11 protein-coding genes are annotated in these 16687 nt (G+C 67.8%); 5 read left to right on the plus strand and 6 right to left on the minus strand.

Going from position 1 to position 16687, the window contains the following annotated elements:
- Positions 1 to 4: 4 nt before the first annotated feature.
- Positions 5 to 2836, minus strand: coding sequence for an ABC transporter permease subunit (locus ACOGXD_RS08390; RefSeq protein WP_419914091.1), 2832 nt, complete (start codon positions 2834 to 2836; stop codon positions 5 to 7).
- 58 nt (positions 2837 to 2894) lie between these two features.
- Positions 2895 to 4292, minus strand: coding sequence for an ABC transporter substrate-binding protein (locus ACOGXD_RS08395; protein ID WP_419914093.1), 1398 nt, complete (start codon positions 4290 to 4292; stop codon positions 2895 to 2897).
- 181 nt (positions 4293 to 4473) lie between these two features.
- On the opposite strand from ACOGXD_RS08395, the gene ACOGXD_RS08400 reads away from it, so the two are divergent.
- The 4 genes from ACOGXD_RS08400 (at position 4474) to ACOGXD_RS08415 (ending at position 8604) form a co-directional block, all read left to right on the plus strand.
- Positions 4474 to 5007, plus strand: a complete 534-nt coding sequence (locus tag ACOGXD_RS08400; protein WP_419914095.1) for an RNA polymerase sigma factor — start codon at positions 4474 to 4476, stop codon at positions 5005 to 5007.
- Complete coding sequence (locus ACOGXD_RS08405) at positions 5004 to 5966, plus strand: hypothetical protein (protein WP_419914097.1); 963 nt, start codon at positions 5004 to 5006, stop codon at positions 5964 to 5966. The genes ACOGXD_RS08400 and ACOGXD_RS08405 overlap by 4 nt, the downstream gene beginning before the upstream one ends.
- A gap of 130 nt (positions 5967 to 6096) precedes the next feature.
- Positions 6097 to 7248 carry a serine hydrolase domain-containing protein gene (locus tag ACOGXD_RS08410; RefSeq protein WP_419914099.1) on the plus strand — a complete coding sequence of 384 codons (1152 nt, stop codon included), beginning with the start codon at positions 6097 to 6099 and terminating at the stop codon, positions 7246 to 7248.
- Between the two features lie 96 nt (positions 7249 to 7344).
- Complete coding sequence (locus ACOGXD_RS08415) at positions 7345 to 8604, plus strand: LLM class flavin-dependent oxidoreductase (RefSeq protein ID WP_419914101.1); 1260 nt, start codon at positions 7345 to 7347, stop codon at positions 8602 to 8604.
- 4 nt (positions 8605 to 8608) lie between these two features.
- On the opposite strand, the gene ACOGXD_RS08420 is transcribed toward ACOGXD_RS08415, so the two are convergent.
- Together ACOGXD_RS08420 and ACOGXD_RS08425 are read right to left on the minus strand one after the other, a co-directional pair.
- The gene (locus tag ACOGXD_RS08420) at positions 8609 to 10135 is read right to left on the minus strand and encodes a carboxylesterase/lipase family protein (RefSeq protein ID WP_419914103.1); all 1527 of its coding nucleotides are present in this window, start codon (positions 10133 to 10135) and stop codon (positions 8609 to 8611) included.
- Positions 10136 to 10248: 113 nt separating this feature from the next.
- Entirely contained in the window at positions 10249 to 12648 is a 2400-nt protein-coding gene (locus ACOGXD_RS08425; protein ID WP_419914105.1) for a CoA transferase, read from the minus strand.
- A gap of 125 nt (positions 12649 to 12773) precedes the next feature.
- On the opposite strand from ACOGXD_RS08425, the gene ACOGXD_RS08430 reads away from it, so the two are divergent.
- Positions 12774 to 13925, plus strand: coding sequence for an MFS transporter (locus tag ACOGXD_RS08430; protein ID WP_419914107.1), 1152 nt, complete (start codon positions 12774 to 12776; stop codon positions 13923 to 13925).
- A 37-nt stretch (positions 13926 to 13962) separates the two neighbouring features.
- Here the strand turns inward: ACOGXD_RS08430 and ACOGXD_RS08435 are convergent, their stop codons facing one another.
- Positions 13963 to 16233: a xanthine dehydrogenase family protein molybdopterin-binding subunit gene (locus tag ACOGXD_RS08435; protein ID WP_419914109.1), complete on the minus strand. Its 2271-nt coding sequence runs from the start codon at positions 16231 to 16233 to the stop codon at positions 13963 to 13965.
- Between the two features lie 28 nt (positions 16234 to 16261).
- Positions 16262 to 16681: a Zn-ribbon domain-containing OB-fold protein gene (locus tag ACOGXD_RS08440; protein ID WP_419914111.1), complete on the minus strand. Its 420-nt coding sequence runs from the start codon at positions 16679 to 16681 to the stop codon at positions 16262 to 16264.
- Positions 16682 to 16687 lie beyond the last annotated feature (6 nt).

Genomic DNA, 16687 nt, shown 5'->3' on the forward strand with positions numbered 1-16687 from the left:
GCGCTCATGTGTGAACCTCAGAACCAAGGTAGGCGTCGATCACGGCTTCGTTCGCACGAATGTCGGCGGGGGTGCCCTCGGCGATGATCTGGCCGAAGTCGAGAACGTAGATGTAGTCGCAGACCTCCAGCACCAGGCCCATGTCGTGGTCGACGAGCAGGATCGACACGCCGCCTTCGGCGATGTCGATGATCTCGCGGCCCAGCGCCCGGCTCTCGGCAGTGTCGAGACCGGCTGCAGGCTCGTCGGCCAGCATCACGCGGGGAGAGCTGGCGAGGGCCCGGGCCACGCCGACCAGCTTCTGTCGCCCGAGCGGCAGATCGCCGGGACGGGCGTCGGCATCGCCGGCGAGACCGACGAGGTCGAGCGCGGAGTCCACGCGTGTGAGGTCCACCGGTCTCGCGGGCTTGACGAAGTCCGCGAGCACCGAACCGGCGGTGGCTCGCTCGTCGGCGACTTGCACGTTCTCTCGCACCGACAGGTCCCCGAACAGCTCGAGCGACTGCCACGTACGCGACAGGCCCATGCGTGCCCGCTGGTACGGCTGCTCGGTGGTGAGCTCAGCCCCGCAGAATTCGATCCGCCCTTCAGAGGGAATGAACCCCGTCAACGCGTCGATCATCGTGGTCTTGCCTGCACCGTTCGGCCCGATCAGCCCGACGATCTCGCCCTCACGCACTCGCAGCGACGCGTCGTCGACGGCCTTGAGGCCGCCGTAGCGCACGGTCAGCTCGTTGATCGCGAGCATGACGGGAGCGTCGTCGAAGCTCGGCCGCCGGGTGGCGCGAGGTGCCGGCGCAGCGGCGGTTGGCACCGCATCGGCCGCAACCGTGCTCGCAGCAGCGGCATCGTCGTCGACGGGCGCGGCCTTGGCGGCGGCGCGGGCAGCCAGCCCCGCGCGCATCTTGTCGAAGTTCTTGCGGTTCGCGCCAGCGATTCCCTCCGGATTGAAGATCGCTGTCAGCACGAGGCCGATGCCCGCCAGGATCTGGTATGCCGTTCCGATGTCGAGGGCACGGTCCAAGATCACGAAGCCGATGCCCAGCGGGGCGAAGGTGCCGGCGATGATCGCGCCGGACACCGTGGTGATGCCGCCCAAGTAGGCAAAGGCCAGGAAGCTCAGCCCGACCATGACAGTGAAGCTGTCCGCGGACAGCTGCCCGCGGCTGTAGCCGAGGAACGCACCGCCGACGCCTGCGAGGAACGACGCGATGCCGAACGCCAGCAGCTTGGTGTTGGCAATGGAGATGCCGACCGATGCGCCCGCGCGCTCGTTCGACCTCACTGCCAGGAAGCGCCGGCCGGTCGCGCTGCGTGCCAGATTCCCGACGAGAATCGCGCACACCGTGACCACGAGCAGGACGAGGATGGCGAACTCGACACGAGCGATCGTGCGACCTTCCCGGATGCCCATGTCGAGACCGAACAGCGTCGGGTCCGCGATGGGGTTCCCGGCCGCCTCGGCCAGCTTGGTGTTGCGGAAGATGAACTTCTCCAATGCCACGGCGCCCGCCAGGGTGACCACGGCGAGCTGAGCGCCGCGGATGCGCAACGCCGGGATGCCGACCAGCACGCCGAAGACGGTCGCCACCAGCGCTGCCAGCAGCGGCGAGATCGGGAACGGAATGCCTGCCGCGTCCCCCAGCTTGCTGAGAGCAAATCCGGCAGTACCGGCGATGCCGGCCTGCGCCAGCGAGATCTGCCCGACCAGCCCGGTGAGCACCACCAGCGACAGCATGATGATGGTCACGATCATGCTGGTGATGATTCCGAAGCGGTAGCTGCCCGAGGTCAGGGTGGCCACCACGCCTGCGCCGATCACGACCGGAGCGATCACCGCGGTTCGCATCTTCGGTCGGTACACCTCGGGCAGCGGATCCGACTCGACCGCCCCGCGGCTCGGCAGCGAATCACCGACCACGAAGAGCGCGATCACGATGACCACGAACGGCAGGGCGTCGGACAGCCCCGCCTTCGCCCACTCAGGCCACCAGGCCTTGGTGGTCTGGAACACCACGATGGACTGGATCATGCCCAGCACCAGCGCCGCACTCACCGTGACTGCGATCGACGAGAGCCGCCCGATGAGCGCCGCTGCCAGGGCCGGCACTATGGCCAGCACGTAGGTCAGCGGGTTCAGGATCACCGTTGGCGAGGTCAGGATGACGATGAAGCCGACAACGGTGCTCGACAGCACCCAGGTGGAACCGGCGAGCACCTGCGGTGAGAAGCGGGCTAAGCCGATGGCCCGCTCGTTCTCCGCAGACGCTCGTGTGGCCAGCCCGAGACGCGTGAAGCGGAACCACGCCCACATCGCCACAGCGATCACGATGACCACGCCGGTGAGCCACAGGCGATCGCGCGAGAAGCTGATACCCGCGAAATCCACCGGCTCGTTCGGCAGGATCGGCGCCACCGCTCGCGGGGTGCTGGTGAACTGCATCACGATGAGGGCTTGGATCGCCAGCAGCACGCCCACCGATGCCACGACGCGCGCCAGGATCGGCGCCCGTCGCAGCGGGCGGAACACCAAGAAGTGCACCAGCAGCCCGATGAGGCTGCACGACAGCACGGCCAGCACCATCGCAAGCGCAAAGGGCACAGAGCCCAAGCCGTCGCCGAGGCTCACCTTGTGCGGGATGATCGCGACAGGAAACACCAGGTCGCCAGTGCGGTTCAGCTCATCGAAGACGTAGGCGCCCCACATCGCCATCGCTCCGGTGGCGAAGTTGATGATGCCAGTGCCGCGGTAGGTGATGACCACGCCCATCGAGATGGCCGCGTAGATGGTGCCGAAGCCGAGCCCGACGATGGCGAACAGGAGATATTGCTGCACGTCGTGTAGGTCGAGTGCTCAGCTCTTGCCGAAGCTGTAGGCGGCCGGATTCAACCGCCTAGAAACCGCTGAATTCGAAAGCGTCGATGAAGCCGTCGCCGACCAGGACGCGCCCGATCGTGCCGTCGTCTCGCTCGGCGATCTGCCACACCGCGATCTCAGACTTGCAGGCCGACGTTTCAGCCGGCCACGGTTCCTCGCCGCAGCGATGATTCGGGCCGAACCAGCCGGGTGTTTCGCCGGCGTTCTTGAAGGCGTGGAGCACCGCTTCGGAGGTCATCGGGCCTTCGATGCGCTCGAGGATGATCTCCATCGCACGCCACGCGCTATACGGCGCGACCGCGAAGCCTTCGATGTGGTCTTCGTATCCGGCGGCGGTCATCAGTTCGACGTACTCGGCGATCTGTGCCTGGATCTCAGGCGGCGCGAATTCGGCCGTCGATGGGAAGAACACGTCGCTCTGGGTGTAGGCGCCGATCGCGGCGGGCCCCAAGATCGGGATGAAGAAGCTGCACGAGCCCGCGAACACCGGCTTGTCGTAACCGCTGGCGGCAGCGGCACTGACCATGCCGATGCAGCCGGGCTCGGTCAGCTGGCCCCAGACGCCGTCGACACCGGCCGCTTGCGCAGTGGCGATCGCCGCGGTCCAGTCCGGCGCCGCCGGGTCCACCAAGATGCCCTCCCATTCGATGCCGTGGTGCGCCATGATCGGATTGCTGGTTTCGTCCATGAAGGCGTTGCCCGCAGGGGTGTCCTCGAGGATCACCGCGATGTGGTCGATGCCGAGATCGGCGAACGTCTTTGCCGGGCCGACTGCGTAGGCGCCTGCGGGCGAGTGCAGGATGACCGAGCCGGGGCTGTTCTGCTCGGTGACGCCCCACGCGTGAGACGAGATGTAGGGGATGCCGGCCTCAACCCACAGGTTGATCGCTGCTTCCGACGCCACCTCGATGCCCATGTAGGCCAGCACGACATCGGCTTCGATCAGCTGGTTGGCGCAATTGATCGCGCTTTCAGGCGTGCCATCCGACAGGCAGACCTCGGTTTCGATCATCGCACCGTTGATGCCGCCGTTGTCGTTGATGAACTGGATCGCCACCTCGCCGCCGGTACGGAACTCGGGCAGAGCGAAGGCAGCACCCTCGTTGTTCACGTAGCCGATCTTGATGACTTCGCCGGTGCGGTCGATGTCGACCATGTCGTCGCTGTCGTCGGCCATGTCGTCACCGGAATCGTCGGCCATGTCGTCGTCAGCCATGTCGTCGCTGTCGTCGGCCATGTCGTCACCGGAATCGTCGGCCATGTCGTCGTCGGCCATGTCGTCGCCGTCATCGGCCGCCGTCGCTGCTGGAGCGTCATCGGCGGTGCCGTCGTCGTCCGAATCATCGGCGCAGGCGGCAGCAATGAGGCTGAACGCAAAGAGCAGTGCGAGAAGCCGAAGCAGTCGTGAATTCATGGAGTCCCCTGATCCCTCAATCGCTCGTGACAGGCACCGCTGGGAGCCCGCGCGACTGTCGCCGTGCCAAGCGAATGCGGCCGATCCTATGTCGCCTCACTGCTGCCAGTCGATGCGTCGGGGACTGTCAGCCTGAAAGGGACCCGCTGGTGCGGACATGACAGCCATGATGGCTGTCTGCATGCTCGCCGATCATGACGAGGTTTGGTTCCGGAACCTGTACGCCGAGACGTACCAGCCGTTGCTGGCTTACGCCCGGCGCCGGGTGGATGCTGCAACAGCAGACGAGGTCGTCGCTGACACCTTCCTGACTGCGTGGCGCCGACGTGACGACGTTCCCGACAGCTCGGAGCGGCTGTGGCTGTTCGGCGTGGCCCGCAACATGATCCGCAATGCCGCGCGCTCCAGCCGCCGACGCGAAGCGGCGCACGATCGGCTGCGACTGGTCCGCCCGGCGGAGGTCGACGATCCGGCCGCGCCGGACACCGGCGAGCGCTCGACGTTGATCACAACAGCCCTCGCCGCCCTGTCTGAAGCCGACCGGGAAGTGCTCATGCTCGTGGCGTGGGAGGAACTCAGTCATGCCGAGATCGGCCAGGTGCTCGGCATCTCGGCGAACGCCTCGGCAATCCGAGTCCACCGGGCACGCAAGCGACTCGCTGCGCGCCTCGATCGTCTTGACCACGCAGGGATCGATGAAGGGAAGGCGCAATGAACGGCACTGACACCCAGGATGAACTGCTCGCCGAACTGCGTCGAGCCAACCCGGTCAACGAACGTGATTTGGAGACGGCGACCGATCCGGGACCGGCGCGCTCGCTGGAGATGATCCTGGCGGACGCCGGCGACGCTCCGGTGCTGGGCCGGGCGGCTCGACGCAAGATCCGGTTCGATTCGCCCCGGCGACAGCGATGGCTGGCTGCAGCAGCCGCCGCCGCGGTGATCGCCCTGGTTGCCGTGACGACGGTTGTTGTCTACGACACCGGCACCGGCCGCGATGCCACAGCTGCAGTGCACGAAGCCGTCGAGACCACGATCGGGCTGAGCAACTCGGCTACCTCGTCCACGACGGTCACGTTCGACTTCGACGTGTTGGCTGAGCCGTGGGAGATGACGATCGAAGGCGTCTTCTCCGACAGCAGCTTCGAGTACCGGCTGACATCCGGACCCGCCGTGCCCGAGGCGGGCATTCCGGAGCTGGGCTCCTATGCCGAGGTCGTCGTCGGTGATCAGGCGTACCGCTCTGTCGGCGACGGACCGTGGGAGGGACCCCACCCCTATGTCTGGGCGCCGGACTCCCAGGACGCGAGCGCACCCGCCCGATCGAATCTGACGTTCGGGGTCACCATCGACGATCTCGGTGCCATGTTCGACTTCGTCGAGGTGGGCGACGCACGCCTCGACGGCATCACCGTCGCCCACTACCGCACGCACTCGGTGCCAGCCGGCGCAGGGGCCGGGTTCCTGATGTCGCTCGGCATGTTCATGACCATGACGGGTCAGGAGCCGCCTCAGCGACTCGACAACGTCCAGCTCGACGTGTGGGTGGACCGTGACGACCTCATCCGGCGGGTCAGCTACACCGCCTTTATCGAGAGCACCGGCTCATTCAGTGTCGTCACCGATTGGGACGACTTCGGCGAAGCTCCGCCGATCACCGCACCCACGAGTTGAACCTCGTCATTGCCAGCCGCCCGGGTGTGCCCGGGCAGGACAGATCCGGCATCGGCGACTGCATGTCGCGACTGCAATGATGAGCCGTGAATTGCGGGCCGGACGGTCCGGTGCCACAAGGGGGACAGTCATGGAAGTACGCGGGATGTGCAAGGACGGCTTCGAGGCGGTTCGCGATGCCTTCGTGGAGAACTTCGAGGAGGGCCTGGAAGTCGGCGCGGCTGCCGCAGTCACCGTCGACGGCGAGGCTGTCGTCGACATCTGGGCCGGAGACGCGGACCCCAACGGCACGCCGTGGGACCGGGACACGATCGTCAACGTGTACTCGAGCACCAAGACCATGGCGGCCACCTGCATGCTCGCCCTCGCCGACCGCGGCGAGCTCGATTTCGACGCTCCCGTGTGCCAGTACTGGCCAGAGTTCGCCCAGAACGGCAAGGAAGGCGTGCTCGTCAGCCACGTCATGGCGCACACCGCCGGACTGCCGGGTTTCGTGCCGCCGGTGACCGCAGCAGACCTGTACGACCTCGACGCCATCGCCGAGCGGCTCGCCGCCCAGGAGCTGTGGTTCGAGCCGGGCAGCAAATCGGCCTACCACGCCGTCACCCAGGGCAACCTCGAAGGCGAGATCCTCTACCGCATCACCGGCAAGCGCATGGCGGACTGGTTCCGCGACGAGATCGCCGAGCCGCTCGGGGCCGACTTTCACATGAGCCTGCCCGCCTCCGAGGACGGCCGCATGGGCGAGCTCATCCCGCCGGAGGTGAACCTGGAAGCCCTCGAGATGAACGGCGTGCCCATCGAGCTCGACTCGCTCTGCGCCAAGACGCTGATGAGCTGCATGCTGGACGCCTCCGAGCCGCAGACACGCGAGTGGCGTGCGGCAGAGATCCCCGCGGCTGGCGGCATCGGCAACGCCCGCTCCATTGCGCGGATTCACTCGATGCTGGCCTGCGGCGGCGAGGTGGACGGCGTGCGGATCATGTCCGAGGCCGGTGCGCGCAAGGCCCTCGAGGAGCAGATCGACAACGTCGATGACGTGCTGTACATGCGGATGCGCCATGGCCTGGGCTTCGCCCGCGATCTCGACGGCTGGGTCACCAGTCCCAACCCGAACCACATGTTCTGGGGCGGTTGGGGCGGCTCAGTGGCTGTCGTCGACTTCGATGTCCGGGCATCGGTGGCCTATGTGATGAACCGCATGGAGAGCACCATCACCGGCGATCCCCGGGGCAATCGCATCGTCGATGCTGCCTTCGCCAGCATTGCCGCTGCAGGCTGAGCGCACCGAGCCCGCTGCCGCCCGCTCGCGGGCGCCCCGAACTGCGTCAGCCACGGCACACTACGGGCCTCTCAGCGCCGCTCGAAGGGAACCGGCATGCGCTTCAGCATCTTCTACGAACACCAACTGCCGCGCCCGTGGGACGACGGGGCCGAGGCCCGCATTATCCACGAGGCGCTCGAGCAGGTGCAGCTCGCTGACAAGCTCGGGTTCAGCACGGTGTGGGAAGTGGAGCACCACTTCCTGGAGGAGTATTCGCACTCGTCTGCGCCTGAGGTGTTCCTGTCTGCGTGCGCCGCGACCACCCAGAACATCCGCATCGGGCATGGCATCGTGCCGGTGCTGCCGGGCTACAACCACCCGGCCCGGGTAGCCGAGCGCATCGGCACGCTCGACATCATCTCGAACGGGCGCGTCGAGTTCGGCACCGGCGAGACCTCCAGCGACATGGAGCTCGGCGGCTTCGAGATCGAGCGGGCCGACAAGCGGGCCATGTGGGAAGAAGCGGTGCCCGAGATCGCCAAGATGATGTCCCAGGCGCCGTACGAGGGTCACACCGGCAAGTTCTTCTCGATGCCGGCGCGCAACGTGGTGCCCAAGCCGCTGCAACGGCCGCACCCGCCGATGTGGGTGGCGTGCAGCCAGCGCGACACCATCCTGATGGCGGGCCAGCGTGGCCTCGGCGCGCTGAGCTTCTCCTTCATCGATCCCGACGAGGCTCGCCAGTGGGTGTCGGACTACTACGCGGCCTTTGAGGCCTGCACCGACCCGGCGGGTTTGGCGCCGAACCCCAACATCGCAGTGACGACGGGCTTCATGTGCCACCCCGACGAGCAAACAGCGCTCGACCGCGGCCTCGACGGCTTCCACTTCTTCGCCTACTCGCTCTTGCACTACTACGCATTCGGCACGCACACGCCAGGCGCGACCGACATCTGGAGCCAATTCGAGGAGAACCGCGAGGAGATGGGGTTCGCCAAGCTGACCGCCACCGTGCAGGAGGCGGTGGGCTCGGAGGGCGCCGACAACCTGGTGACCGCTGGCGGGCTGGACTCGCTGCGCGGTTGCATCGGCACGCCGGACCAGATCCGCGAGTTCGTGCGGGCCTACGAGGACGCCGGCGTGGACGAGCTGATCTTCGTGAGCCAGGCGGGCCGCAACCGCCACGAGGACATCTGCGAGTCAATGGAGCTGTTCGCCACCGAGGTCATGGGCGAATTCGCCGAGCGTGCCCCCGAGCGCGAGGCCGCAAAGCGCGAGCGCTACGCCGAGACCATCGAGCGGCTCCAGAACTTCCACGGCCTCGACTTGGCGCCCGAGGTCACCACCACAGTCCAAGCAGCCGCCAGCGCCTGAATCGCTACAGGACGCCGTCCCAGAGGCTGATCTCTGCGGCGGCGGGGCTGTTCTCGACGCGGCACTCGTTGTCGAAGAGCATCGTGGGCCGGCTGCTCGCATCCCAGCGAGGCCAGTCGGGCAGTCCGCCGTGGTTGGGGTTGCCGTCGGTGGCGAACCGGACCCAGGCGTCGTGCGTGGCCGCTATCAGGTCCGCCGGCGGGTTGTCGCCGACGAAGCCTCGACCCATCTCGTTGTCGGCCTGGTCGAACGCGAACGGCACCTCGATGAAGTGGTGCGCGCCCCACTCGCCCCCGGGGTTCTCCCAGTCGAACCGGTACATCCACAGGTCCGCGTTCTGCGCGGACTGAGCATCAGCAAGGCGGATGGCCGGCACGGTGAACATCCGGTCGGTCTCGATCGCTGCGGCGAGTTCGTGCGGTGCAGCCCCCGGCCGGTTGTCGGTGTACAGCCGCAAGGCAGCGTCGCCGTCCTTGCCGGCCATGCCGAAAACCGCCCCGACGGTGGCCTGCACGAGTTCTTCGTTGAATATCTCTTTGAGATCGACGACGAATATGAGCGCTTCCTCCTTGGTCGAGCCGACCATGACCGAGATGTCCTTCGCCGAGCCGCCTGCGATCGCGTCGATAGGCCGCTGCGGCAGCTCCTCGGTGAAGTACGTGGGCTGAAACGCCATCGGCACCGCCGCTGCCTCGCGGTACTTCTCGGGGTCACGTGTCGCACCCAGGTCATCGGTGATGGCGATCTGCGCGGCGAGCAAATCGTCGTTGCTGACGGCGGCAAGCGCAGCCGAGTCGCCGGGTGTGACGCCGACCGCTTCCATGACGTAGGTGCTGATGAGCGACGCCGTGTCGGCACTGAGGCCGTTGTGGGCAGCGCCGCTCTGGGGAATGGCAGCCCGGAACAGGCCCTTGGCCGCCGGCATCGCCATGAGTGTCGAGCAGCTCATTCCGCCCGCGGACTCGCCGGCGATGGTGACCTTGGACGCGTCGCCGCCGAATGCGCCGATGTTGTCCTGCACCCACTGCAGCGCAGCGATCTGGTCGAGCATGCCGAGGTTGCCGGACTGGGCCAGCGCGGGGAAGTGGCCTGCCAGGTTCATGAAGCCCTGTACGCCGAGCCGGTAGTTGATCGTGACGCATACGACGCCGTCTCGGGCGAACGCTGCGCCGTTGTACACGTCGTCGACGCCGCTGCCGGCATAGAAGGCGCCGCCGTGGATCCACACCAGCACCGGCATGCCGCCGGCACCAGGGTCGGGCGTCCAGACATTCAGCCGCAGGCAGTCGTCACCGGCGGGATTGGGCGGGGTTCCCAGCTCGCCGAAGATGCCCGGCATGGGCTGCTGCAGTGCCACGGGTCCGAAGTCGGACGCCTGACGTACACCGTCCCAGCTCGCCGGGGCGGCCGGCGGCTGGAATCGCAGGTCGCCCACGGGCGGTGCCGCATAGGGAATTCCCTTGTAGGCGTGCACGCCCTGGTCGTCGCCCCCGGCCAGCCTTCCGGAATTGATCGTTACTTCTGCAGCCATGTCTGCTCCCTTGTCGGCGTGCGGGGCCGCCCCGCAGCGTTATCCGGCGATGCTGCACGCCACCCCGGTGGCGAGGACCGCAGGAACTCGCGGCTCACACTATGCGCGCGCTCTCAATCGGTGTGAGCCGTGGCGGGTTCCTGAACGACACCACGGGCGACTAGCTCGCTCACCGCGTCAGGCGCATAGCCCAGCACGTCGGTGAGCACCTCGACGGTGTGCTGGCCGAGCAGGGGTGCTGGGCGTCGCAGACCGTTGGGTCCGTCCCTCAAGCGCCACGGAACGCCGGGCACCACCCGGTTCCCGGTGAGCGGATGGTGAGGTCGCTCGAGCATGCCGATGGCATCGAAATGGGGGTCGCCGGTCCACAGCTCGTGCGATGCCAGCGAGGGAAAGGCGGTGACGCCGACCGCCTGCAGCTCCTCGGTGATCTGCCAGCGGTCCCGCGTCTGCGTCCATGCCGAGATTGCGGCATCCAGCTCGGTCTCGTTCCGCTTGCGATCCGCGGCGCCGGCGAATTCCGGGCGGGTCGCGAGGCCGGGGTCGATGACCGTGCAGAGCGACTGCCACATGGCCTCGTCGGTGCAGGCGATCGTGACCCATTGATCGTCGCCGCGGGCCGGGTAGCAGTTGTGGGGCGACCAGATCGGGTCGTGGTTGCCGATGGGAGCCGGCGACTGGCCGTTTTGCTGGTATTGCATCCAGCCCTCGCCGACGGTGGCGGCAACGGCTTCGGCCATGGCGACATCGATCGTGGCGGCAATGCCGCTGCGGCGTCGAGCGGCGAGCGATGCCACCACCGCCCACGCGGCGGTGATTCCTGTGCATGGATCGCCGATGGCCACGCCGGTCTCGTACGCCGGGCCGCCTTCGTAGCCGTTGGAGGCGTACAGGCCCGCGAACGCGCCGCCGGCAGGTCCGTACGCCACATACTGCGCGCAGGGGCCCGTGCTCCCGTAGCCGGACAGCGAGGCGATGACGACATCCGGGTTGATCGCTCGCAATTGCTCGGCTCCGAACCCGAGCCGGTCCATGACGCCGACGCCGAAGTTGTCGACCACCACGTCGCTGATGGCGACGAGTCGTGCGACCACCTCCGCGGCATCCGGGTGGGAGAGGTCGATGCCGACGCTGCGCTTGTCGCTGTTGTAGAGCTGAAACAGGCCCGAGGTGTCATGCGACGGCGGGCTGTCGGGTGGGCTCAGCGGCAGTCGCCGGAACATGCAGAGGTGATCGGGAGATTCGAGCTTGATGACGTCGGCGCCGAGGTGGGCCAGGATCTGCGTGCAGAACGGACCGGCCCAGATCCACGTGAAGTCGCAGACTCGCACGCCCTCGAGCGGGCGGCCTCCTGCAGCTGCGGGCGCCGTGCTGCTGGCGCTCGCGGCGGCTCCGGCGCCCTCAGCGGCAACCGTCCTGTGCCGCCAGCTTTCCCCTTCGTGAGCGCCGGCGTCGGGTGCTTCGGTGGCGAGATTCCACCATGGCTGATCGATCTGGAACCCCGGTCCCGGCAGCTTCAGCCCGTCGGGCGTCGTGGCGAAGAATCCGCGTTCGGCGAAGTGCCTATCGGATTCGAGCTGGGCCATCGTGTTCACCGGCGTCACGGCAATTCGAGCAGCCTGGGCGGCGTGGTAGATCTCATCGGCCCGCTGGTCGGCGAACCACTCGGCCAGGTACATGTTGACGACATCGGAGTTCTGGGTCCGGTCCGGACCGGTGGCGAACACGTCGAGTGATGCCCACTCGGGGGAGCCCATGAGCTCTACGAACGCTTCCCATTGGGATTGTTCGGGGCAGATGAGCTGAAGCAGCCCGTCGACGCACTGAAAGATGCGCCACGGCACCACCGTGCGCGTGCCCAGCCGAGATGCCTCCACGCCCAGGAACGAGACGGACGCAGGCGCAACCTCGGTGAGCTTGGCCGCGGCGGCGGCAGCCGAGAAGTCGATGTACTCGCCTTGGCCGCTCGCGGCAGCACGTTCGGTTGCCGCGAGGGCCACTATCGCGGCCACCGAGGCCACGTTGATGTTGGCGTGATGTCCGGGCGCCTTCAGCGGCGGCAGGTCTGGATCGGTGGCGCCCCCGGGTGACAGGTTTCCCCAGCTGGACCCGTGGATGACGTTGATCTCAGCGGCGTCGTAGTGCGCGTAGGGCCCCGTGAGCCCGAACGGGGTGATGGACAGCACAACGAGCCGGCTGTTCTGCAGCGTCAGATCGGCGAGGTCGCGGCGATCGTGAATCACCAGGTCGGCACCGGCGATCAGCTCGTCGCTTACCGACCAAACCGAGCGCTTATTGGAGTTCAGCCATCGGTGGACATCGTGCGGCCGCGACCGGACCAGGTCGTGGTCGTCCTCGACACGCATGACGTCTGCGCCCAGGTCGGCGAAGAGCTTCGCCGCCCAGGCAACTCCCACGCTGCCGGCCAGCTCCAGCACCCGCACATGGGACAGTCCGGCTTCGGGAGCAACTGGCGGCGGGCGGCGGGACGTCATCGGCGCTTGTTCGGCCATGACTGCCCCCGTCCGTCGCGTGGCGATGGTAGGCGCGAGCGGCTGCACCCACGGGCCGGAGCGCGTTCGCCGGGACCCGTCCAGCGGCTGCGAAGTAGCGTGCGGAGGCTTATGGGGAGACGGCGGTGAACGGCGAGTGGCGCCGGGTGCTGCTCTATGTCGGCGGGATGATGGGTCCGCTCGGCACGTTCGTGATGCTGCCGATGATCCCCGAGCTGCGCGACGCGTTCTCGGTCAGCACGAGCCAGATCGGCTGGGCGCTCAACGTCTACTTGGTGCCATTTGCCGGCCTTCTGCTGGTGTCGGGCACGCTCGGCGACCGGTGGGGACGGGCGCGCACGCTGCGTAGCGCCGTCGCGCTGTATGCCGTCGCGACGCTCGGGTGTGCCCTAGCGCCGAACTACGGGTGGTTTCTCGCGGCCCGTGCTGGCCAGGGCGCCATGAACGCGTTCATCACGCCGCTGCTGCTGGCGACGCTCACCGAGACCGCGCCGACCGGGGGAGTCGGTCGCATCGTGGGTCGGTACGCGGCGTGCCAGGCGCTGGGCCAGCTCTCCGCGCCCATGCTGGGCGGGATCGGTGCCGACACGAACTGGCGCATCGCGTATGTCGCGACGGCCGCGATCGGAGCGATGATCGCACTGCTGTTGCCGGCCAGCACAGCCCGAGCCGAGCCGGACGCTCGCCAGCAGGCAGGTTCTCCGCCCCGATTGCAGTCCTTGATGCGCCGCCCGACGCTGCTGATAGCCGCCACGGCATCGCTGTGCGCTATGGGCCCCATCGGGGCCAGGATCCTCGTGAGCCTGAGCGGCCGCGACGTGGTGGGGTTGACGGGTTCGCAGGTGGGTGTGCTGCTGCTGGCCGGCGGTTTGGCCGGCATGGCAGCAGCACCGCTATGGGGGATCGCGCTCGACCGCTTGGGCGGGCGGCGGGCGGCCACCATTGCCATCGCCGTGTGCTCGGGACTGGTGGCACTGCTGCCTGCCGCGGGCGCGGTATGGCTGCTCGCCGTTCTCTGGTTCGTCACCGGCGCTGCAACGCAGGCCGTCGTGGTCAGCTTCCAATCGCTCGCCTCGATTGCGACACCCGACAATCGCGCGGGAGCACTGTCGTTCACGCTCTCGCTCCGATTCAGCGGTCATGCGCTCGGTGCGGTGATCTGGTTGCCCGTGTTCACCTTCAGCCCGACGTGGGCCTATCTCGGCTCTGCGGCGGCGGGCGCGTTCGCCATCGTCGCCGTTCTGGCCAGCCGGATCGACATGGCGGGCCAATCCTGAAACAGGGGCGCGGCAGCCTCGCTGGGAACGCCAGCCGTCAGGCGTGCTGCAGGTGCTGCCAGACCCGTTCGGGGGTGCAGGGAAGCTCCACGTGGCGGACGCCGAGGTGCGACAGCGCATCGACGACGGCGTTGTGGACGGCTGGTGTGGCACCGATCGTTCCTGACTCGCCGATGCCCTTGGCGCCGAGCGGATTGCGGTCGGTGGGAGTCTCCAGGGGGATCCGCTCGAAACTGGGCAGTTCGGCGGCCGAGGGGATCGCGTAGTCCATGAAGTTGCCGGTCAGCGGGTTGCCGTCGCCGTCGTAGACGAACACCTCGCCGAGCGCATGAGCGATGCCCGAGGCCACGCCGCCGTGCACCTGGCCTTCGACGATCATCGGGTTCACGATGACGCCGGCGTCGTCGCATGTCACATGCCGCAGCGAGGTGACCTGGCCGGTGTCGCGGTCCACCTCCACCACCGAGAGCTGCACGCCGAACGGGAACGTGGCCGCCGGCGGCTGGAAGTCGCTCTCGGCTCGCAGCTCGTGGTCTTCGGATTGGCTGACGTGAGCAGCGACCTGAGCCCAGTCGAGCGACCGGGCCGGTGTCCCGACCACGGCGAACGTGCCCGCATGGACATCCAGCACGATGTCGGCGGGATCGGCCTCGAGCATCGCCGCGGCGACCTCCTTGGCCTGCTCGACCACTGCCTCGGCTGCTTCGAAGACCGCGGCCCCGCCTGTCTGCAGCGAGCGGGAGCCGCCGGTGCCACCGCCGCGCTTGATCTCGTCGGTGTCGCCGTGGCGCACCTCGATCATCTCGAAATCGATGCCGGTGAGGTCCGCAGCGATCTGGGCGTACGCCGTGTGATGACCCTGCCCGTGGTTCGACGAGCCGGTGAGCACCAGCGCCGATCCGTCGTTACGGACCTCCACGCTGCCGAACTCCGGAGCTCCCATCGGGTTCGAGATCTCCACGTACGCGCTCCAGCCCAACCCGAGCAGCTTCGCTGAGCCCTCCGAACGGCGCCGCTCCTGTTCGGCCCGCAGGCCGGGATAATCCGCGGCCTCCATCACGGCGTCGAGGGCCTTGGCGTACTCGCCCGAATCCATGTCGGCGCCGGTCGGGGTGGTGAACGGGAACGCGTCGGGCGGGATGAAGTTGCGCCGGCGCAGCTCGCCGGGGTCCATCTCGATCTCGGCGGCGAACAGATCCATCATCCGCTCGATCGCCAGCGCGGCCTCGGGGCGCCCGGCGCCCCGGTACGCACCCACCGGCGCGGTGTTGGTGGTGACCGAATTGGTGGACACCGCCACGTTCGGGATGTCGTACACGCCCGACGCCATGGTGCGGACGAACATGGGCAACAGCGACCCGATCATCGGGTAGGCGCCGGCGTCTTGCAGCGCGTCCACCTCGTATGCCGTCACGTTGCCGTCGCGTGTGCCCCCGAGACGCGCCGAGTACGAGATTGCCCGCGCGTGCGTGAAGCCGACCATGGCCTCCGAGCGTGTCTCCGCCCAGCGCACCGGGCGTTCGAGGTGGCAGGTGAGGCGAGCGACCACAAAATCCTCGACGTACTGGGCGTTCTTGGCGCCGAAGCCCCCGCCGACGTCAGGCGTGATGACGTGCACCTGGCTGGGCTCGAGCCCGCAGAACGCGGACAGGGTGTCGCGGGTCTGGTGCGGGAACTGGGTGCAGGCCCAGTAGGTGAGCCGCTGCGCGCCCGTGTCCCAGGAGGCCAGGGCAGTGCGAGGCTCGATAGGCGCTGCAGTCATCCGAGGGTTGCAGAACTCCAGCTCCACGACGACCTCGCAGGCGTCGAAGGGATCCTGCCCGTTCTGGGGGCCCGGCGGAATGGCGAAGACCGTGTTGGTGTCGGCCTCGGGAAACAGCAGCCGGTGGTTGCGTGCAGACTCGGCGGTGTCCAGCAGCGGATCGAGCGGTTCGTAGTCGGCGTACACCAATTCGGCGGCATCGATCGCTTGGGACTGCGACTCGGCGACGACCACGGCGAACGGCTCGCCCACATAGCGCACCCGGCCAGCGGCCAGCGGCGAGCGCAGCATCTGCTGGTTGAGCATCGGCATGCGGGGCGGATCGGCGCTGAGCTGCAGATCGGCTGCCGTGAAGGCACCCGCCACGCCGGGCATCGCACGCGCCTCGTCTGTGTGGACGGCAGCGATGTCTGCGTGGGCCATGGTCGATCGGACGAAGACCGCGACAAGCGCGCCCTCGCATTCGACGTCGTCGACGTAGGTGCCGCCGACGGTAAGAAGTTCGGGGTCTTCCTTCCTTTCGACGCGGGTGCCGAGCATGCTCATGGTGCGGTGATCCTCCAGTGCCGAGATGTCAGGCCAAGTCAACCCAGAGGTAGGCGAACTCGGTGCCTCGAGCTTCCACCGCGACATGCACCGGCTGCCCGAGGCTGGCCTCGCCCGGCTGCACGTCGCGCAGCGAGCCGACCACGCGGGGACCCTCGTCGAGCTCCACGACGGCGGTGATGTACGGCAGCTCGTCGGCCCAGCCGCGATCCACCGTGAAGTGGTTGACCGCCATCGAGTAGATCCGCCCGCTGCCTGAGACGGGGGCGAAGTCGTAGTTGCGGCTGTGGCACGACGGGCAGTACCAGCGCTGCGGGTGGCGGAACTGGCCGCAGTCGGTGCACCGCTGGATGCGCAGCGTGCCCGCTTCCAGGCACGCCAGGTGGAATTCGAGGTTCAGCCCCTCGGGCTTGGGCACGTACTTGCGGGCCGATTTGGCTGTGCTCATGGCATC

It is taken from the genome of Candidatus Poriferisodalis sp. (assembly GCF_965204125.1).
Classification (GTDB): domain Bacteria; phylum Actinomycetota; class Acidimicrobiia; order Acidimicrobiales; family Poriferisodalaceae; genus Poriferisodalis.